Annotated in this window: 13 protein-coding genes and 2 pseudogenes; 4 read left to right on the top strand and 11 right to left on the bottom strand. The window is 45.4% G+C overall.

Annotated features, from left to right (window positions below; translation table 11 throughout):
* Positions 1–6: 6 nt before the first annotated feature.
* The 6 genes and pseudogenes from JK130_RS15345 to JK130_RS15320 all read right to left on the bottom strand — a co-directional run.
* A pseudogene (locus JK130_RS15345) lies at positions 7–915 on the bottom strand (NAD(P)-dependent oxidoreductase); the annotation flags it as partial.
* 31 nt (positions 916–946) lie between these two features.
* Positions 947–1,696, bottom strand: a complete 750-nt coding sequence (locus JK130_RS15340; protein WP_218355212.1) for a methyltransferase — start codon at positions 1,694–1,696, stop codon at positions 947–949.
* A 9-nt stretch (positions 1,697–1,705) separates the two neighbouring features.
* A complete protein-coding gene (locus tag JK130_RS15335; protein ID WP_218355211.1) occupies positions 1,706–2,464 on the bottom strand; it encodes a Nif3-like dinuclear metal center hexameric protein in 759 nt (252 codons plus the stop codon).
* A 102-nt stretch (positions 2,465–2,566) separates the two neighbouring features.
* Positions 2,567–3,199, bottom strand: coding sequence for a TetR/AcrR family transcriptional regulator (locus tag JK130_RS15330; RefSeq protein WP_218355210.1), 633 nt, complete (start codon positions 3,197–3,199; stop codon positions 2,567–2,569).
* Positions 3,200–3,208: 9 nt separating this feature from the next.
* A complete protein-coding gene (gene sohB, locus JK130_RS15325; RefSeq protein WP_218355209.1) occupies positions 3,209–4,225 on the bottom strand; it encodes a protease SohB in 1,017 nt (338 codons plus the stop codon).
* Between the two features lie 149 nt (positions 4,226–4,374).
* Positions 4,375–6,960 (bottom strand): VolA/Pla-1 family phospholipase, encoded by a 2,586-nt coding sequence (locus JK130_RS15320; RefSeq protein WP_218355208.1) that lies wholly within the window; start codon positions 6,958–6,960, stop codon positions 4,375–4,377.
* 316 nt (positions 6,961–7,276) lie between these two features.
* On the opposite strand from JK130_RS15320, the gene JK130_RS15315 reads away from it, so the two are divergent.
* Positions 7,277–8,029, top strand: coding sequence for a YciK family oxidoreductase (locus tag JK130_RS15315; protein WP_218355207.1), 753 nt, complete (start codon positions 7,277–7,279; stop codon positions 8,027–8,029).
* A 118-nt stretch (positions 8,030–8,147) separates the two neighbouring features.
* Here JK130_RS15315 and glnS read toward each other — a convergent pair whose 3' ends face one another.
* Entirely contained in the window at positions 8,148–9,818 is a 1,671-nt protein-coding gene (gene glnS, locus JK130_RS15310) for a glutamine--tRNA ligase (protein ID WP_218355206.1), read from the bottom strand.
* 217 nt (positions 9,819–10,035) lie between these two features.
* Here glnS and JK130_RS15305 point away from each other — a divergent pair, with 217 nt between their 5' ends.
* Positions 10,036–11,061, top strand: coding sequence for a LacI family DNA-binding transcriptional regulator (locus JK130_RS15305; protein WP_218355205.1), 1,026 nt, complete (start codon positions 10,036–10,038; stop codon positions 11,059–11,061).
* Positions 11,062–11,071: 10 nt separating this feature from the next.
* Here JK130_RS15305 and JK130_RS15300 read toward each other — a convergent pair whose 3' ends face one another.
* From JK130_RS15300 to JK130_RS15290, 3 genes are read right to left on the bottom strand one after another with little or no spacing between them, the layout of a single operon-like run.
* Positions 11,072–12,781: an alpha-amylase family glycosyl hydrolase gene (locus JK130_RS15300; protein WP_218355204.1), complete on the bottom strand. Its 1,710-nt coding sequence runs from the start codon at positions 12,779–12,781 to the stop codon at positions 11,072–11,074.
* 23 nt (positions 12,782–12,804) lie between these two features.
* Positions 12,805–14,250, bottom strand: a complete 1,446-nt coding sequence (locus JK130_RS15295) for an MFS transporter (RefSeq protein WP_218355203.1) — start codon at positions 14,248–14,250, stop codon at positions 12,805–12,807.
* 41 nt (positions 14,251–14,291) lie between these two features.
* Positions 14,292–16,220, bottom strand: coding sequence for a glycoside hydrolase family 13 protein (locus tag JK130_RS15290; protein WP_218355202.1), 1,929 nt, complete (start codon positions 16,218–16,220; stop codon positions 14,292–14,294).
* A gap of 1,004 nt (positions 16,221–17,224) precedes the next feature.
* On the opposite strand from JK130_RS15290, the gene JK130_RS15285 reads away from it, so the two are divergent.
* Together JK130_RS15285 and JK130_RS15280 are read left to right on the top strand one after the other, a co-directional pair.
* Entirely contained in the window at positions 17,225–18,637 is a 1,413-nt protein-coding gene (locus tag JK130_RS15285) for a serine hydrolase (RefSeq protein WP_218355201.1), read from the top strand.
* 209 nt (positions 18,638–18,846) lie between these two features.
* A pseudogene (locus JK130_RS15280) lies at positions 18,847–19,459 on the top strand (tyrosine-type recombinase/integrase).
* Between the two features lie 76 nt (positions 19,460–19,535).
* On the opposite strand, the gene JK130_RS15275 reads toward JK130_RS15280, so the two are convergent.
* Positions 19,536–20,708, bottom strand: coding sequence for an alpha/beta hydrolase-fold protein (locus JK130_RS15275; protein WP_218355200.1), 1,173 nt, complete (start codon positions 20,706–20,708; stop codon positions 19,536–19,538).
* Positions 20,709–21,668: the final 960 nt, after the last annotated feature.

Here is a 21,668-nt window from a genome sequence, read left to right as displayed (position 1 = left end):
GTTTAATCATTTTAGCCGGGTTAATAAACTGGAGGTATCCCAGCGCCCCCCACCGGACTTCTGGACATCGGCGTAATACTGATCGACCAGCGCAGTCAGCGCCAGGGTCGAACCATTTTTACGCGCTTCCGCTAATGCAATGGCGAGATCTTTTCGCATCCAGTCTACCGCAAATCCGAAATTGTATTGATTGTTGAGCATACTGCCGGCTCGATTTTCCATCTGCCAGGATTGCGCGGCCCCCTGGCGGATGACCTCAATAACCTGTTCACAGTCCAGACCTGCTCGCTGTCCAAAATGCAATGCCTCTGCCAGCCCCTGAATAATTCCGGCAATACAAATCTGATTCATCATTTTCGCCAGCTGACCTGAACCGGCTTTTCCTAGTAATTTTGCCTGACGGCCGTAAGCTTTAAGAGCTGGCAATACAGTGTCAAAATCTGCTTGCTCTCCGCCAGCCATAATAGTCAGCGCACCATTAACCGCACCTGCTTCGCCGCCCGAGACCGGCGCATCCAAAAAACCGATACCTTGTTGCTGAGCCTGCTGGGCCAGTTCACGAGCGACCTCTGCCGAGGCGGTGGTATGGTCAACCAGCACAGAGCCTGGTGCCATAACCTTTAGCACCTTTCCCGCCATTTCGCGTACGTCATTATCATCGCCCACGCACATAAATACTATCTGCGCTTGCTCAGCCGCTTGCTCTGGCGTTTCAGCCTGCGTGCCCGTATAGGTCTGGCACCATTTTTGGGCCTTTGCAGCGGTGCGGTTGTATACGGTGACTGCATATCCTGCACCAGCAAGGTGACCGGCCATCGGATAGCCCATCACACCTAACCCAATAAAACTAACCTTATTCATTGTGTCTGTCCTTTTATGTTTTTTCCGGTGGCTGGCACCCGCGTTATGCCATACTTTATACTGTTTGTAAGTGGTGTAAAAAGCTTCAGGTTTTGCGTAGCATTAAATAAAAGTACTTACCCAGCCAGCAAAAGGGCTCCTGCTTACCGTATTGCCTTTCGGCGTCTAAAAGTTCTGCAAACTTATCATCACTTTGGGGTTTATCGTTCATATAATCGTGAAAGCAGCGTATGCCCGCTTTGGCCTCTATTGTAAAGCCTAAGGCCTGCAGGTAATCAATAACCTGCGCTGGACGCAAGGCGTTATCCGGATTAAGGCGAACCTGATTTTTTACTTTGAGCCCTTTCGCAATATAAGCAAAGTTGCCATACACTGCGTTGCCAAAAAGTGCGGCATCCCGGTTGAAAAAACTCAAGCTTAACAAGCTGCCCGGGGCCATTTTTTCACTAATGTGAGTCAGTGCTTCAAACGGTTCGGCCAGCCACTCCAGTACCGCATGACAAATCACCATAGAATAAGAAGATAAATGCTCAATATCCTGTAATGGCACCTGCCAGACGTTTACATCAGGGTAAGGAGCCAACAACTCGCGGGCAAGCTCAAGAACCTGTTCAGACGCATCGGTCAGGGTTACGTGATGGTCTTGTTCTACCAAAGCCTTCGTTAATATGCCCGTGCCTCCGCCCAACTCTATAATCTGATGCCGCCGCGCCTGCAAAAATGGTTGCATGGCGTCAAGCAATAAAATATGGCGTAAACGGCCTTTGGTGGTGCCGTAAATATTGCGGGCAAATTTGTCAGCGATGCCATCAAAATACTGGTCAGTCTCTTTCATTGAGCACTCTTACGCAGGATTATCAATATCGATAAAGCGTACGTTCAGCCCTAGCTGACTGTGAAGATAGTCGCCAAGCGCTTTCACACCACAGCGCTCTGTAGCATGATGCCCGCAAGCGAAGTAATGAATATTTTGTTCGCGAGCACTGTGAATGGTTTTTTCAGACACCTCACCACTGAAAAATGCATCCATTCCGGCTTCGGCTGCCTGGTCTATAAAACCCTGCCCACCTCCACTGCACCAGGCGATGGTTTTCACTGAACCGCTACCGACCTGCTCAACCAACGGTGTTTTTCCTAACACACTTTCAAAACGCTGGGCTAATTGTTGCGGGCTCAAGGCTGCAGAAAACTCTCCCTGATACACGATACCCCGTGGGCTAACCCCAGGCATAGGCTTCGCATTCTCGATACCCAGCAAATGTGCAAGTTGCGCGTTGTTGCCATATTCAGGGTGTACATCAATTGGCAGGTGATACGCAAACAAACTTATGTCGTGAGCCAGTAGTGTTTGCAAGCGACGCTTTTTCATACCAGTAATGACTTCGTTTTCACCTTTCCAAAAATACCCATGATGCACCACAATAGCGTCAGCGTTTTGTTCGATAGCGGCATTGATCAAACGTTGTGAGGCTGTGACCCCTGTTACTACCGTTTTTATGCGTTCTTTGCCTTCGACCTGCAAACCGTTTGGACAGTAATCTTTTATATCTTCGGGTTTTAAAAGGTTATCTAAAACCGTATGTAATTCTGTGCGCGATATCATAAAAACACACCTTTAACACTCATATAGATAGGACGAAGTTTATCATCGATAAACAAAAATACCGACCTTGGGAGGTCGGTATCAAAACAAAACATAAACGTTTTACACGGATGGTTTGCCGCTGATCCCGTGTGCCACAAAAGGCACCAAATGATTAATTACGTCAACCACTTCGATGGTTTGATTAAAATCAGACTGGGCAATTTCTTTGAGCGCCTGCGACGAGGCCATAGAAAACACAAAGCTTCCCATAGCAAAATGCAGTCGCCAAAATAACTCACTGTCGTCTATATCGGGCAGACGACGATGAATCTCAGACAGTAAACGATGCACAGTGTCACCATAGTCATGCATAATAAACCGACGTAAGTGCCCCTGGGTTTCGTTATATCCGCGCCCCAATAACTGCACAAATCGTTCTGTACCGCCTGGCCTGAAACTATGCAAACTCACCATAGGTACAATCAACGCATTAAATAATGCCTGAATACCCGCAAATCCGGTGTGCAAAGGCAGATGCTCCAATACCTCATCAATTTTGGGCATTAATTCATCAAAATAACGTTTGAATACTGCCTGAATCAGATTTTTTTTACTGCCAAAGTGATAGTTCACGGAAGCAAGGTTCACATCGGCGCTGCGAGTAATGGTGCGCATAGAGGTTTGATTGAAGCCTTGTTCGGCAAACAAGGCTTCAGCTACATCCAGAATTACATTTTTAGTCGACTGTGACATAGCTCAATATTAATGAAACCAGCTTCTGGACTCGCTCCATAGACGCATCAAAGAGCGCTGTGCGACAGAGGCAAACGACATACCCAGCTTTTCAGCCATATTCTTTTTATGAGCATATTTGACGCTGTAGATCTGCTTTTGTGGATGCGCGCTAAGGATATAGTCATCCGAAGTCATAATTTCATCAACCAGACCCAGGTCTTTAGCTTTTATCCCCGGCCAAAACTCGCCCGTTGCCACTTTTTCAATATCCAGATTAGTTCGCTGTTCACGTACCCAGTCTTTGAACAAAACATGTATCTCTTCAAGTTCTTCCTGAAACTTTTCGCGGCCTTCATCGGTGTTTTCACCAAATACCGTAAGCGTTCGCTTGTAAGCTCCGGCGGTATGTTGCTCAAACTCTACATCATTTTTCTTCAATACTTTATGAAAGTTAGGCATTTGCGCTAATACGCCGATTGAACCGATATAAGCAAAACGCGATGCCATAAGATGGTCTGCCACACAGGCCATCATATATCCGCCGCTGGCCGCGACCTTGTCGACAGATACGGTGAGCTTTATGCCTTTTTCTTTGATTCTTTGAAGCTGAGATGCTGCCAGGCCATAGCCGTGAACTACACCGCCGCCGCTTTCAAGGCGAACCAAGACTTCATCTTTATTTTCTGCCACGCAAAGTACTGCCGTAATTTCTTCGCGTAGTCTTTCAACTTCGTGAGCATCCATCGAACCTTTAAAATCAATAACAAACAAACGCGGTTGATTTTGATCCTGCTTGTCCTGATTTTTTGCTTCTTTCTTTTGTTGTTTTGCCAGTTTTTTCATACTGGTTTTGTCCAGCAATACCGAACGGGCATAATGCGTAATATCTTTTAACTGTTCAGATAAAGAAACAATTTCTAGCTGACCTTTACCCGGCTTTTGTTTATTCGCAGCGCCCACTATTGCCGCAACGACCATTACGATGGCAACGACCAGGGTCACCGCCTTCGCTAAAAATAGTCCGTATTCGTACAAAAACTCCAAAATAATCTCCCGACTCTATCCAAAAATAGTGCTATTCGCTGTAAGGTTGGCGCAAGTTTATCAGCGTTGCACGCTCATGACGACAACCGACTTAATATCAGACATAAAAAAGGCCAGCTTTATGGCTGGCCTTGTTAATACAATACAGATTAGTTTGCTATAACATCTGAATTAGTTATTTTAATGACACCCGCTTCAGTAGCAATATAAGTGGCCACCTGGGTTTGCATTTCTTTTGTGGTCGCGGCACTGGCATCCGGGCTTAAGCTAGATGCATGAGCGCCTTCGGTAAAGCGAACCTGACCCGAGACTGACTCGCCGGTAACGGTGCTGCTGATTTGTGGTAAACCAATAAGCGAGGCTAACGGATTCTGTCCTGACAGCGGAAGTTTAGTTTCCACCGGAATAACCTGGTCCGGTTTATTTTCTTCACTGCCATCCCCTACTACCGTCATCATGTGAACCGGTGTGTTTGCACCCAAGGTGCTGGCATAGTTGTTCGGATCGCCTGAATCCAGAACGGTCTGCGCGGCGAAAGAGAACTCGTTAAGGGTTGCTTCAACCTGAGCCGCCTGCTCTGGAGTTAGTGCCTGTTCAAACTGCGTCACTGCCATCACCAGCTGTTCGCGTGAAACATCTGTAGAACCATAAAGCTGCATCAACAAGCCCTGGAAATCTTCAGAAGACTCTGACAACAACAAACCTTTAATAAGCGGACCAAAAGAAGGTGACTCGATTAAGAATTGAGCTACACCGCCTCCAGGCGACTCTAACGACGCTGCATTTACCGCAAACAAACTATCAAGGGCGGCAAGGTCGCCCCCTAAAGACGTATTTGCTACAGCCGCAAAGTTACCCCCGGTCATCGCCCCTAAAGACACACCCATTACCGATACCTGACCTAAGTTAAACTTAACATTTTGATCTGTTGTATTATCGATTACCGCATTCAAGCCTAAACGAACACCTAGCAAATCAGCCACACTTTGACGTAGGTTATCCCGCGCTGTGGGTAAACTGGCCAGATTCATATAGTGAGTAGGCGTAACAGTCGTCGCATTGATTTCGTCTGTACCGTCCATGTCCAGATCAAATCCGCGGCTACCGTGTAGCGGCTGGTCAATAGCCACACTGGCAATTCCGGCCAGGGCCAATGAACCTGTAATCGCCAGCATATCTTCTTTTTTGCTGGTGATACCATGATACAGTATGACCACCGGCCATCCGGCTTCAGGAGTACTCAAAGGAAAGCCCAGCGCACCCGCCACCATTGGGTCAGGAATCGTGACCTGAACCTCTAGATTAGGTGTGGCCGTGGTAACTGGTACCGGATTGTAACGGGTAATATTGCGAGCCTTATCAAGTTTATCGCCATTAACCCGTAGGTCGGCTAAACCAAGCTGTTGACACAGTGCGTTGTTTGGCCCTTGCTCGGCATTAGCAAGTACTTCATCATCGGCGCTGGCTAATACTATGCCGCTGTCACATGCCGCTTGCCAGAAACTGGTGACAGGCGCGGTAGGGTTATCCTGACTGGGTACACCCAAATAATACGGCAAAGTTATATTACCTGCATAATGTTGGGCGGCACAAAATGGGCCTACTTCTGCCAATAAACCCGAGGCCAAAGGTTGAGCAAAACTATTAAGCTGGCCAAACTGGTCAGCCGCACCGCCTGCCGCGGTGGTAAGTAAGCCGTCACAGCTTTGAAGTGAATCGAATCCGCCGGCTTCCAACGTAGCTTCAATTGCAGCTTGTGTCCCTGCATCAAGGGCTGCAGAAGCTTGTAATACTGCGCCTGAAAGAACACTGTCACTCACCAGATTCAATGCCTGCATGGCGTTAGGAGCTGGCGCATCACCGACCATAATCGCCGGTAACGATTGGCCGGCTGCGGGGTCTCCGCCCCCTACCCGCGCAGCATAAGTGGCTACTGAAACTTTTTTCAAAGCTTGTAATGAATCGTCGACCGATTGTGTAGTAAACGCAGCTGCATAACTGATTTCGTCGCGTTCAAAACCGGCTGATTCTAGCGGGGTAATATAGCTATTAACCAGACCTTGAAGTTGTAGCTGCGAAGCTGAGCTAAGGGGCTTAGTATCGATATCCTGTCGAACCAAATCCCAGGTTGTCGAGCCTCTGACCGCCTTACCGCTGCTATCTTTAAGCGCATCAGTAACCACCAGCATATAGCCGCTGGCTGGTTTTAATGGTTTTAGCGGAATAACAGAAATAGTGTTGTTATCGGCAAGTCTGAGTACATAATCTTCGCCAAACGTTAACGTATCACCCACCTTACAGCCCGCTGAAGGGGTGCTTATTGCGGCGCAGTCCGGGTCGCTCTGGTCAAGACCCAGGGTTGCCTCGAGAATAAACACACCGGCTGACAGTGTAGACTCGTCAATTGAAGCGCCCGGAGGGGTTTCTACATCAATCACAAACGGCGCTTGCGTCGACCAGCCGTCTAACACGTTAAGCGCATTTTGTGGGTCACCAAAATCATCGGGATTAGCCACAGGAATATTGATCGTATAATCAAAAAATCCGTCATCGCCCGGTAACATCAAAATATCGTTGGGAACATTGAGGTTACCGGCTGCAGGGTCAAAAACAATACGGGAAAAAGGGGTTTGTTCAGGCGTGTCAGCTTCGATATCTTCTATAGTATCGCCGCCTCCGCAACCTGCTAACCCCAGCGCCATAGCAATACTGGAACTAATAAGTAGTTTTCTCATTCTTTTTTCCCTCAATTTCGTTGTTTTTATTGTCTGGTTAACGCTTTGTTTAAGTGACTATCCTGTCGGTTTAGGACAACTAACCCTAAGCATTAATTAAGATTCTAAACATGTAAGACCAGTTTCTTATACCGCAATCTTATTGAGTTTGCAGCAACTTTGCAAAACTTTGTTAACTTTTTATTTTCTTTTTTTAATTCTTTGTGTGGAAAGGCCGTTAACACCGTTTACATGCTACGTCAGCTTTGTATGATGAGTATATTCTCCCTTTACCGGTGTTTGACTACAAACAACACCTTCAACCATGAGACCTATAATGAACAACTATCAGGCTCCTGATAATTTACTCGAAGATAAAGTAATCCTGGTCACCGGGGCGGGTGATGGTATTGGCGCCCAGGCTGCGAAAACCTATGCAGCCCATGGAGCTACCGTTATTTTGTTGGGCAGAACCGTGAGCAAACTAGAAGCGGTGTATGATGAGATTATGTCATCTGAGCATCCTGAACCAGCAATAATACCGTTAGATTTACAAGGTGCTACGGCTAAAAACTATGCCGATATGGCCGATACTATTGAAGATAAGTTTGGGCATCTTGATGGCGTACTTCACAATGCATCAATACTGGGGCAGTTGAGCGCCTTTGTGGATATTTCTGAACAGGAATGGCAAGACGTCATGCAAATTAATGTGCACGGTACTGCACTTATGACCCAGAAATTGGTACCGGTCCTCAGGCTTGCACCTTCGGCGTCGGTTATTTTCACGACATCAAGCGTGGGTCGTAAAGGACGAGCATTCTGGGGTGCCTACGCGGTATCAAAGTTTGCAACAGAAGGGATGATGCAGGTGTTGGCCAGTGAGTTTGAGAACAGAAGCATACGCTTTAACTGTATTAATCCCGGTGGTACGCGCACCAGTATGCGGGCCAGTGCTTTTCCGGCTGAAGATCCACAAACTCTGAAAACACCTCAGCAAATTATGCCCTTGTACCTTTACCTTATGGGTGACGATAGCGCCAAAGTAAATGGACAGTCACTGGATTGTCAGCCCAAACCCACAGATTAAGAGCAGGCTTCGGGTTGATAAATTCTGACATACAGGCAGTTTTTGCATCGCAAGACGGGAGATAATAAAAAAGGCGACTTATGGGTCGCCTTTTTCTAGCTTTATTTTTGTTTACAGACTAACTGTTCGCAATTTTTGCCCAGGTATCACGTAGTCCAACAGTCTGGTTAAAAACCAGCTTATCGGTGGTGCTGTCTTTGTCACAACAAAAATACCCCGTACGCTCAAACTGCCAGGCGCCCGAGTCAACACTGGCGGTAGATAAGGTTCGCTCTACTACACCTTGCTTTACGGTCAACGATTCTGCGTTGATAACATCTACAAAGTTTTCTTCAGCGGCCGGATTAGGTACCGTGAACAAACGATCGTACAAGCGAAATTCAGCCGGAACTGCCGCGGCAGCATCAACCCAGTGGATTACGCCTTTAACTTTACGTCCATCGGCCGGATCTTTACCTAATGTCTGGTCGTCGTAGGTGCAAAAAATGGTTATTACATTACCTTCGTCGTCTTTTTCAACACGCTCGGCTTTGATCACATAAGCATTACGTAAGCGCACCTCTTTACCGGTCACCAAACGCTTGAACTTCTTATTAGCCTCTTCACGAAAGTCTTCAGCTTCGATAAGAATTTCGCGACTAAAAGTAATTTCGCGCGCCCCCATGCTTTCATCGTTCGGATGATTGGGCGCCTGTAATGTTTCTGTTTTGTCCTGAGGGTAATTCTCAATCACAATTTTAACCGGATCTAACACCGCCATGGCCCGTGGCGCATTGACGTTCAAATCGTCACGAATACATGCTTCAAGCATGCCCATTTCGACCATGTTGTCCATTTTGGTGACGCCGATGCGTTTACAAAATTCCCGGATAGAACCGGCGGTATAACCACGGCGACGCAGACCGGCAATTGTTGGCATCCTGGGGTCATCCCATCCCGAAACGTGCTGCTCATCAACCAGTTGAATCAAACGGCGCTTGCTCAATACTGTGTATTCAAGATTCAGGCGCGAAAATTCATACTGGCGCGGTGTGCAGTCAATTGAGATATTGTTGATTACCCAGTCGTACAACCGGCGGTTGTCCTGAAATTCAAGCGTACATAACGAATGAGTAATACCTTCAAGTGCATCAGAAATGCAATGAGTAAAATCGTACATCGGGTACACACACCACTTATCACCAGTTTGATGATGATGGGCAAAACGGACACGGTAAATAACCGGGTCGCGCATACACATAAACGGCGATGACATATCGATTTTTGCGCGCAAACTGCACTGTCCTTCGGCGTATTCACCGGCGGTCATTTTAGCAAATTCGCGTTGATTCGTTGCTACATCGGTGTCGCGATACGGACTGTTTTTTCCCGGCTCGGTTAACGTACCCCGAAGCTCACGCATTTGTTCATGGGTAGAAAAATCGACATAGGCCAGACCTTTATCAATCAGCTCGTTGGCATACTTGTGTAACTGGTCAAAATAACCAGAGGAATAGCATGGCTCACCCTGCCAATCAAACCCTAACCAGCGAACATCTTTTTGAATACTGTTCACAAAAGAGATGTCTTCTTTTTCAGGGTTAGTATCATCAAAGCGCAGATTACAACTGCCCTGATAATCTTCGGCAATACCAAAATTCAGACAGATAGACTTTGCGTGACCAATATGCAGATAACCGTTAGGCTCGGGCGGAAAACGCGTTTTCACCTGCTGGTGTAACCCAGCCGCCAAATCTTTATCGATAATTTGCCGGATAAAATTGGTCGGACGATTTTCAGTCTCGGCCATTCGCGCATTCCCCTTTAATAATAATGAAATTCAAAACGAGCCCGAGTATAACATCGGCGACCGTTACGGCGATCTTTTTTCGTAAACAGTTGTGTGTAAGTGGTTAAAATTAAAGCATCAAATAGCTACGCCATAACTATTGTCCGTTTGCAAATGGCTTTTGTGGTATGATGTGCAGGTTTGGTCTTTTGCTTATAAGCTGTTTTCGGTTCTCATTATGAAAGAAAAAGCAACCTCCTTTGATATCGCACATCGGGCCGGGGTTTCGCAGTCTACTGTCTCGCGCGCCCTGAACAACAGTTCTTTAGTCAGTCAGCAAACCCGCGACCGCATAGTAAAAATTGCACGGGAGCTAAACTACAAGGTAGATAAGAACGCCAGCAATTTGCGAAAACAAAAAAGTAATACACTCGCCTTGCTGCTTTTTGAAGACCCTACTACCGATGATTCGTTGATCAACCCATTTTTTCTTTCCATGTTAGGAAGCATTACCCGTGCCTGCTCTAACGCTGGCTTTGACCTGTTGGTCTCTTTTCAGAATATGGAGGATGACTGGCATGCTGAATATGAAGACTCTAACAAAGCCGATGGCATTATATTGCTAGGTTATGGCGATTATCGCTCGTATCGAAGTAAGCTTGCCCGACTTGAAGAACAAGGCACCCGCTTTGTGCGCTGGGGGGCGCCCGATAAAGACCAACCGGGCGTAAATATAGGATGCGATAATTACCAGGGTGGCATGCTGATCACCAAACATCTGATTGATCAGGGATATACAAATATCGCGTTTATTGGCGAATGTGGTGAGCAGGCGCCTGAGTTTAAAGCGCGCTATGAAGGGTACTGTGAAGCATTAAAAGCGCATCAGCTTTCAGACAGCCTGAACTTGCAATACGATGCGTTTTCGACCGAAACCTCGGGTCACAATGCCATGCGAACCATTTTGAGCAGCGGCACCCATCCTCACGCTATTGTTTGTGCTTCGGATCTTATTGCTATTGGCGTTTTAGATGCCATCCGCGATGCAGGTTTAAAGGTCCCCGAAGATATCGCGGTAGTTGGCTATGACAATATTCCTGTTTCAGCTTACACCTCACCCGGGTTAACTACGGTGCGCCAAAACACCACCAAGGCGGGTGAGCTGCTGGTAAATACCCTTATTAAAGCCATTAATAAACAGGCCATTCACGACTATCTTATGCCAGCTGAGCTGATTATCCGGCGCTCGTGCGGCGCCAGATAATATCTTATTACTACTGACGCGCCATTTGGCTTTTTAGCTGTTCAAGCAACTCTGGTTGGGTGACGGTGTGATCTAACACCCAAACCTGCACGTCGTTGGCCCCTACCTGCGTTTTCAGTGCCCCGTCTGCATCAATGGTTTTTTGAGTGCCCGTAAGCTGCTCTTTCCACTGACCGCTTTGCAGATACTTTTCGATAGAAAACTGGGCAGCCTGCTTGCCTTTATTTAACAATACCAAAGCGGTCTGAGCTGAATTATCGGTTTGAAGCACCCGGTAAAAAGCAGCCGTATCGCCTGCTAATTGAACATTGACCTGTACGCCCCGTTGTAACGCCGGAGTGTTTTTACGTACATGTGCAATTTCTTTCAGTTGTTGATAAATAACATGTTCAGGCGCTTTATCGATATTTTCCTGGCCCAGATAATTACGATTACCCTGGTGTTCAGCGGTGCCCCGCATAAACCCAATCTCAGACCCCTGATAAATAACCGGAATACCCCGGGCCGTAAATAACCAGTTGTGCGCATTTACAAAACCACTGTCGGGGGCGTCCATTCGCGCCATATCATGATTATCATAAAAAGTGGTCAGCTCGTAAGGGTTGGCATAAGGACCATGAGTCAGGTGTAAGGTGTCAGTCAACGCACCATAATCGCTGTCAGGCTTTGAGAAAACCTCAATCATGGCCTCTTGCATCGGGAAATCCAGTACACTCACACCGCCATTTTTGGGCAAAGTATGCTGAGCAATAAAATTAGCATCGTAAACAAAGCTTTCACCAAACATAAAAAAATCTGGGTGCTCGGCACGAATGCGATCAGACATTTCTCGCCAGAAGGCGTGGGGAACATGGCGAATGGTATCGATACGAAACGCATCGGCGCCCTGCTCTATCCAGTACAAATACGCGTTAATCAAATAATCCTGCACATCCGGGTTAGTTTCATCCAGATTTGATAATTGCATCAGGTCAGGTTCGTCATGGAAAAAAGCCTGCAATGGCTCGCTGGTATCCAGCTCGGCAGGCGGCAGGTTTTTATGATCGGCTACCAGCTTGCCATTTTTGTCGTATAATTCACCATAGCCAGGTTGGTCTTCAGGCATCGAAAAACTAGGCGACCCGTGATTCGCCACAATATCAAACACTGTTTTCAGGTCGTATTCGTTGCGCAGCGTGCGGGTGTAATCCTTAAAGCTTAAATTTTCACTCACCAGATGCTCGTCGGCTTTATAAAAATTAGTCGCCCAGTAGCCGTGATAGCCGGTTTTACCCCCATCTTTGAAAGCACCGCCAAATTCGATTGGTTCGCCGCCGGTAAAAGCTTCATCAGGATTGTCGAGCACAGGCGTTAGCCAAATGGCGGTAAAACCCAGGTCTTTGATATATTCGGCGTTGTTTAGTACACCCTGCAGATCGCCGCCCATATAGCCTACATTGGCATACTGGTCTTCTGGCCCTTCAAGACGAAGGTTCCAGGTGGGATGGTCGCCGCCCTGATCTTCATGGTTGTTAGTTGGATCGCCGTCAACAAAGCGATCGGTGACAACAAAATAAATCGCTTCTTTTGCAAAGGGATGCTGCGTCCCGTGAATAGGCATTGGCGCGCTGTTATCCTGCGATGCCTGTGACGTGTTGGGCTGGCCCACGTGGGTTCCGGTACATCCGTTTAATGCACCCGCGACGGCTAACGCGGTAAAACCTATAGAAAATTTGTTCATAATAATAATCCTTAAAAAAACGGTTAACGCGGGTCAGGTTCTTTGACAAAAAATACTGAAATTGCCGCCAGCAGCATGGACACACCGGCCACCACAATGATGTATTTCGCTTCGTTATCAAATACGTTGGCGAGAATAAAGCCTGAACACAGGCCGGCTACAATCTGTGGCACTGCTACAGTAAAGTTAAAGATCCCCATATAGACTCCCGTTTGACGAGCGGGCAATGCTCCTGCCAGCATTGCGTATGGCATAGCCAGAATGGCGGCCCAGGCAATACCGATACCTATCATGGGAACCAGCAGACGTACGGCGCCTACGGGCACCTCCACCTGTGTGATCAGCAAATTAACCGTCACCATATTCAGATCCTGAAACAACAAGAAACTGATGTAGCCCACACCACCTGCAAGTAATGAAACTGAATAGATAAGCTTACGACCAAACCGGTCAGCTAACTTTGCTAAAAATATTGAGAATATAGCGGCAAACACCGAATAAGCGGCAAACAAAATACCTACCCAGTCACCGGCAGCCCCTTTTGCCATTACTATTGCGTCAGGAATCATGGGCACCGTGGCAATAAAGCCCGGATCGAACCATTTTTTGTCAACATTCCAGATATGCTGAGTTATGGCCGGCGTGGTGTAAACCCACATAATATACAAAGAAAACCACGAAAAAAACTGCACCACCGCCAGTTGCTTCATGGTAGTAGGCATATTAACTACCAGCTTCCAAAAATTACCCAGACGCACGCCCATGGACTGTTTGGGTTCAGCTTCTTCGGCTTCAATGCCTTTGTAACGATTATAATCTTCGGGTGAATATTCTTTAGTTCTTATTACTGTCCAGATCACCGTACCTAAAAGTACTGTGGCCCCGATGTAAAACGCCCACATTACCGAAGGTGCAACCTCGCCCATTTGGGCAGTGTTTTCAAGGCCAACAACATTGGTCAATACAAACGGTAAAATTGAGCCAATTACCGCACCAATATTGATAAGGAATGATTGAATTGAATAACCAGCGTTACGCTGTTCTGAAGGCACCATATCAGAAACCAGTGACCGGAATGGCTGAAAACAGACATTAAAAGATGCATCCATTAACGCCAGCATCAATGCACCAAAAATCATGGGCGCCATAAAGGTAATAAACAACGGCGCATTAGGCATAAGCAGCATGCCGATGGCTGCGGCGACAGCACCAGCCAAAATAAACGGTCGGCGGCGTCCTAAGCCATTCCAGGTACGATCTGACGCGGCACCAACAATGGGTTGAATTAATAAACCCATAATAGGCGCCACCAGCCAAAACAAAGACAGCGAGTGAAGGTCGGCCCCTAAATCAGATAAAAGACGCGAGACATTGGCATTTTGAAGCGCAAAGCCGAATTGAACACCTAAAAAGCCAAAGCTGACATTCCAGATTTGCCAGAAATGAAGTCTGGGTTGTTGTGTTTGCATAGTTACCACATTTGTTATCGTTTTAGTTAAGTTTTACTACTTTATTGCAGTAGCCATACTGAAGCACTTTGCGCCGGCACTGATAGTGTGGCGGCCGTTGCAGCAACGGTCTTGTTGTCTTTTAATCGGGTTAACTGTTTTATTTGTTTAAGCTGAGGCGCAAATCGACTCAACTCTACCTCTGTGACGGCGGTGTTTTTGTTAAGCAGCCCCATCATTACCGGCGTTCCTTGCTTGTTTAAACGAAAATAAACATAGATACCCGCTTCAGGCACATAGTGCAGATACTCACCCGAAACAGCACCAGGATGTTGCCGGCGAAAGTTTAACAGAGAGCGCATACGATTCTGTGCTTTTTTCTGTAAAGAAGATAAACCCTTTTGGGTCACTGCATTTTGATCATGATGTTCCCAACCGCCTGGAAAATCAGTACGAATGATACCGTGATCCTCGGTGCCCGGGTTAGCCATCAAAATTTCGGTTCCGTAAAATACCTGTGGAATGCCACGACTGGTCAGCAAATATGTCATGGCCATATCCCACAATGCATAGTTCTCATCCAATTGTGTAAAAATCCGGCTCATGTCGTGATTGTCAGTAAAAGTAACCAGATTATACGGATCGCCATACAGTGCATCGCTGGCCAGAATTTCATACAGTTCGATTAAACCACTGCCCCAACTTTCTTCATTTTTCAGGGCGTTGATCAAAGCTTGTTGTAGAGGAAAATCCATTACACTGGGCAAATACGACTGATAGCCATCAGCGCGGTTCGAACCCGCCTGCCAGTACGAGGTAATCACCGGATTTGTTGTCCATTCTTCGCCTACAATATTTAAATCGGGATATTGTGTCGTTAATGCTTTGGTCCAGCGCGTCAGAAAGGCTTTGTCTGAATACGAGTACGTATCCACCCTGATACCGCTAAGCTGAGCGTACTCCACCCACCAGATAGCATTTTGAATAAGATAAGTCGCCAAATAAGGATTTTGTTGATTCAAATCTGGCATGGTAGGTACAAACCAGCCATTGCTAAACGCTTTTTTGTCGGCCTCGACTCCATGTATATCGTGCAGTGCTTCGCGACGATGCGTTGTGGCCGAAAACTCACCTTGGTGATGTACCCAGTCTGATGAAGGCAGGTCAGACATCCATGGATGATTGGAACCGATATGGTTAAGCACCACATCCATAATAATTCCGATGTTATGTTCGTTTGCTTCACGACTTAATTGCCGATACAGCTGATTTGAGCCATAGCGTGCATCAATATTGTAATGGTCGGTAATGGCATAGCCATGATACGAATAATTGTCCATGGCATTTTCTAATAGTGGCATTGACCAAATCTGTGTAAAACCCATGTCATTCAGGTAATCTAAATGATTGATGATACCTTGAATATCGCCCCCGTGACGCCCTCCCGGCCTATCTGGCTGGTGTTTGTCAGTTAAGTTTTCAATACTGTCGTTATCGGGGTTGCCATTGGCAAAGCGATCAGGGGCGATAAGATAAATGCTATCTCGCTGACTAAAGCCTCTCTCTACTTTACCGGCGCGTTTGTTCAGCGTGTATGAAAACTGACGAGGGGCAGTGTTTTGCTTCGTCAAAGTGAAGGTATACTCGCCCGGGCGCGCCTGGCTTAAATCTATATCGACAAACACATAATGTGCGCTTTCTAAAGAAGTAACGTTAACAATCTGAATACTTTTATCGTCAACTGAAACCTGGCTACCGGCGATATTGTGGCCATGAATCATAAGTTGCAATTGAGTATTTTTCATCCCCGTCCACCATGATGGCGGAGCCACTGAAGTAGGACTGTCCTGCTTATCAGTTTGTATTTCAGCAGATGAAGACACAGCATTAGCCGCGGTATTGTCTGCCGGTGTCGAATACGCCAGACCACTACCGGGCAAAACAAATAATAAACCGGTTATAGCGGTTGCTGCTGAAAGTCTGTAGGCCATGCCGGGGTCCTGCTTTAACAATTAAATAAAATAACGTGCCTGTAAGGTTAACAGAATGTTACCTGCGGTTACTCAGCTAACCAAGAGATTGCATACGTATTCAAAACAATTGCGTTGATAAAAAAGAGCGGTAGTTTACCTGTTAAACGCCCGCAAAAGGTTACGCATAACCCGGCAGATTTTATCGCTGACAGCATTGTAAAAATCTGGTCTAAACTTTAAATTTCATCTTGGCCTGTGATCGTGACGAAAGGAGAACCAGACATCGTATCAGTTACGCGTAACGCGCCATATATTTTTGAACGGACATCTTTAAAGTGGCTTTTGCCACTTAAGTCGAGATTTTCGACAAAATGAGATTGCCTGCCCAGGTACCAACAAGCGGCGGGTAAGCATTAAATGAAAAAGTCAGCGGCGAAGCCGCGTTGACTGACCAAGCGAAAGTGCCTGTTCGAACAGGTGGCGAGTCAGAAAATTGACAATAAAGCAGCTTTGTATTATCCGCCGCCGGGGGCTAAAGAGTTTGAGTGAAGTCAGTATTGGATGAAGCTTATATCGCAACTGAGCACCGAAGAGGAAGAAACCGCACTTTCGGGGCCGGTCATTATTTTTACACTTAATTTTCTGTTATGGCTGGCCGAAGAGTCGGCTTTGAGCGTGACGTCAACGATAACAGTCGTAACAGTGCGCTTCAGGCAAGCAGCGGACATTTACTAATAGTGTCTATGAACTTCCATTTAGTGCAAGAAGCTGCCGTTGGCACCTCACCTCTTGAAAGGCAGCTTTGTACGTAAACCGGTCATTCATCATTTTTTATTTCTAAAATATCCTGAGCCAGTTTAAGGTTTAGATTTTGGATATCTCAAGAACAAAGTTCAACAGTTAAGCAAATGTTTCCATTCACAAATTTTTCGAAGAGAGTAGATCAAATCACTCTTCATTACAGAATGGTGTTACGATAACGCGTAGTTAAATAATAAACTTGACAGTGGAGCGTCAACCAAGTGAATCAAAAATCAACTTTAATTTGTATCCTATTTTTTTCTTTTTACTCTATTGCTTATGGTGACGTAAATGACCAAAACGCAAAGTCTACGAATCTTCCCGCAATCGCGCACGACATTGCAACGCAATATCATGATATGGGGTGGTTTTCCGGAAATGTGTTGGTAATACAAGATGATAAAGAAATATTTATATCGTCTTATGGTTTTCAGAACATTCAAGAAAAAATAAAGAACACAGGGCATACTCGGTTTAACCTTGGTTCGATCATGAAAGACTTCACTAAAGTGTTGGTATTACAACAAATCGAAAATGGGAGCTTTAGGTTAAATAGTAAGCTGATTTCCTTTGATTTGGGCTTCAAACAGTCTTTTGCTGACGAAATAACAATCGAACAACTACTAAATCACAGCGCTGGCTTTGACGATATCTTTGTCGCAGAATATAGGGAAAACCCTCTTGCATTCGATACTATCGATAAGAAACTAAGTGTATTAATTGACCGCCCCCTTCTATTTAAACCCGGCACTGACAATCAATATTCGAACTACGGATATATTGTATTGGGTAAGATTCTTGAAAAAGTTACGGGTAAACAGTTCGAAGAACTACTAAAAAATAAAATATTCTTACCGACGGAAATGACAGCCACCACATTTGAACCTTCCAATTCGCATGATCACCAGTCGGTAAAATATACTTATCAATACGACAGCACATTGAGCGAAGTGGATCTTGTTGAGCATCCAAGTCCAGACGGCGGCATTGAGTCAACTGTGAGAGACGTACATCGATTTTATCAAGCACTCTTTTATACCGATAAACTATTACAAAACTCAAATTCAATTAATCGCAAAGTATTTGCTATGGATCGTTCACATTGGGGGGCATATGGTGGTGGACTTGGAGTCAGTGCCGCCGTGGAAATTGACTTAGCTAATAACTATCAAATTGTGGTTCTCACAAATAGTGACAACTTAGTAGCTGAACTCATATCTGGTCGAATACTCTCGTTTATCAAAAACGGGGAGTATGATTCAGTAAGGCAGTTGGAAAAGAATTTTGCTTACGAATACTACAAGACCAACGGGAAAGAGAAGTTTTCAAAGCATTTTAAACTGGCTTACAGCGATGAGGGCTACTCGCGATTTATTGGTCGAACTATCAATGAACTTGGAATGGAACTCCTTAGGGCAGACTCATTTAGGGAGGCATTTGACATGTTCTATTATTTAGTTTCACTTTTTCCAGATGCGCCGCAGGTATACGACAGTCTAGCCTTTGCCTATCTATCTAAAGGAGATGAGAGGACGGCGAAAAAGACTTTCAGTCAATCTTTAGCGATCAAAGCTGATTTTGAAAGCGATTACGTGAGTGATAATTATGGTTATGATGATACGGTAGTTGACTGAGTCACAGTATTTTTTGCTTATAGCACTGCATTGCTCTACTTGTAACGACCTGTACTAAGCTTTTAAGTTGGGATGTAAAGGGATATTTTTTGCAATTAACTACGCTACGGGTAGTTAATTTCCTTCTTGCTGAATGTCCGGTGTTTGTCTAAGTGCGCCTGTCAACCTGACTGCCATACTCAAGTTTCCTATTAAACAGGAGACAACTCATGGCAATTAAAATCCATACACCTTGGAACAAAAATCACATTATCGGGCAGAAAAAGCCTCTTCAGATATCACATATATGGGGTATCCGAATTCGTTTAGAGCTTGAGGGTCGGACGCGTGATCTCGCTCTCTTCAATCTTGGTCTTGATAGCAAACTACGAGGTTGTGACCTCGTTAAACTCAAGGTCTCAGATGTCGTTTGCGGACGTTCAGTGCTGAGGCGCACACATGTTGTTCAGCAAAAAAACAGGTAGTCCGGTCCAATTTGAGATAACACCGAACACTGGAGAATCGATATTGGCTTGGGTAAAGAAAGCCGGGTTAAAAGCGTCTGACTGTCTTTTTAAGTCTCGTATACATGGTGCTGAACACATATCAACTAGACAATATAATCGCATTTTCCACGGGTGGATTGAAAAACTTGGATTAGATACCTCTCTTTACAGCACTCACTCAATGCGCAGAACCAAGCCCTACCTGATTTATAAGAAAACTAAAAACCTTCGGGTAGTGCAACCCTTGCTTGGCCATAAGAAGTTAGAGAGCACTGTCCGGTACTTAGGCACCGAGGTGGACGATGCTTTGGAAATATCGGAATCTATCGAGGTTTAGGCTGTGCGGGGCTGATTTTGGCAGCCCTTTATACGTAAACCAGCCTTTGACACAAGATGCTAGGTGCTTTAGCGATTCACTTTTTTACGCCTTCACCGATCTTTTTCTCTAAATTATTCAACCGGGTTTTATAAGCACCATTCTCAACATTTTCTTCATAGCTCATTGCTAACGCTCTCTTCCTCATCTTAAGCGCCATGGCTAAATCACCTTTAGCTTCATACCCATCTGCCAAGCTGTCGTATGCATCAGACTTATTTGGGAAGCTAGCAACATTCTTCTTAAAAATCGCAATAGCAGACTCAAAGTCTTGTTTATTCAGCGCCGTATAGCCAGCGTGGTTTACCGCTTTGTATTCTGGTTTCGCGTGAAACGCGTACTTTTCAGAAAGATCTTTATAGTATTGCTCTATCGCAGGGAGACCCTTTTGAATAACCGTGCCTGAAGGGCGCAACGAATTAAGGTGCTTTTGAAGGGCCAGGCTCATACCTGCAAGCGCAGTAGTATTGTGGCTTTCTGATGTATCTAATTCGGTGTCAAACGTAAACCCTTTTCGTGTACTGCTGTTCAGCAGCTCAGAGTAATGTTCGAATGAGCTAAGCATCTTTCCGCCTTCGCTGCCCATATTCACATAAAGGTATTTATTCAGGTCACTGTCTGACTTAAAAAACTCTTTTGCTTCTGGAAATATCACTTCCTCATGCCACCACAAGCTTGGGCTAAAAGCGAAATATGCTTGAAACATATCGGGCCTTTCATGCAGGGTATATACGGTGAACAGAGCGCTTAACGAGTGACCAGCAAGTATTGCGTAGTTGTTGGTTCGATAGTTCGACGTTACATAGGGCTTTAGCTCTTTTTCTAGAAAGTCTAAAAAGTTGTCTGCCCCACCTGATATACCCCACTCGTTGTAGCTTTCATCATAGGTGGGTGTGAAATCTCGCGAACGTACCGTGTTTGTGATGCCTACAACAATCATCTCTTGCGCCATACCAGACTGATTGAGAAGGTCTAGCGTGCCAACGGTATGCGCAAAGTTGCGCTGGCCGTCTAGCAAATATAAAACAGGGTAAGTTGTGTCTTTGTAGCTTGAGTAATTATTGGGTAAGTGAATAAGCAATTCCCGCGACTCACTCAATATTTCCGATGTTACAGTCGTAACTATGGCTTCGCCGCGTACTTTAGCGGTTGCGTGATGGCTAAGGCTGAGTAATGCGCCGATAAAAATACAGGCAAGTTTCTGATACATTTGGAATTCCTTTTCCCGAACAAGCACGGGTTTCATCGATAGTTGAGTTAACCTAAGCTGTCATGGACGCCCTAACATGTCAAAAAATCGCAAATAATTATGTAGTTTGGTAAAAATATACGCAAAACCAATGACTTTTTATTTGTCGAGAAGTAGGAAATCAGATCGTTGACCGTCCGCTCCGCTCCTTATTCAGTGGTGCCTGTCAGTGGTCGCTGTAAGGCATCTCCGTACGTATGCCGGTCGTGGGCTCTTTCCATCTAAATGGTATAACGAGTGAGCAACGACATGAGCGTATTAGTAAGCGAGGCTAATTATTTATTTATCTAAATACGCTGCGTCGCTCCCATATTCAGGAAAACGACCCAATCGCTCGTTTTTTCTCTTTCGCACTTTATCTAGGTTGCCTGCTTTCCTTTATATAGCAATATGATAGCTAGTTTGGTATTAATAGTGAAAGTATAAAAGCGAGCGATGCGTTGGCAGAAAAACGCGCAAATCGCGCTATATTAAATTGTTATATACCTAAAGTAGATGAATAATTTAAAGCGTTTTTTTAATATCTATAAATCGCATCTGTGCAAAATGAGTCTAATAATTATTCCTCTTGCTGGACTAATTGGCTACGAACATGGATTGTTGCGTGGACTATTTGTATTCATAAGCATTTTAGTGTTAGTTACTTTATGTATGCTTATTCCTTTTATCCATGATCGAAAAAAATATGGTAATAATCCATTCGAATAGGCTTTCTTTAGCAGTGAGATATGACTTCAGAAACACGGCATATAACAAAAAAATTAAGTCGCTCACTACGTTCGCTGGGACGCATACACGCAGGGCGGCTTCGCCGTTATGCCCTACGAGCCTGCGCCCCTCATTTAAAAGTTGGTATGACTCCCTTTGTCAAGCTTGAACGAGTGCTTCCCTGACACTCTTTCAGCCCATAATTAGCTTTGT

The organism is Alteromonas lipotrueiana (assembly GCF_019249245.1).
Taxonomy (GTDB): domain Bacteria; phylum Pseudomonadota; class Gammaproteobacteria; order Enterobacterales; family Alteromonadaceae; genus Alteromonas; species Alteromonas lipotrueiana.
This window is presented reverse-complemented; position numbering and strand designations above follow the sequence as displayed.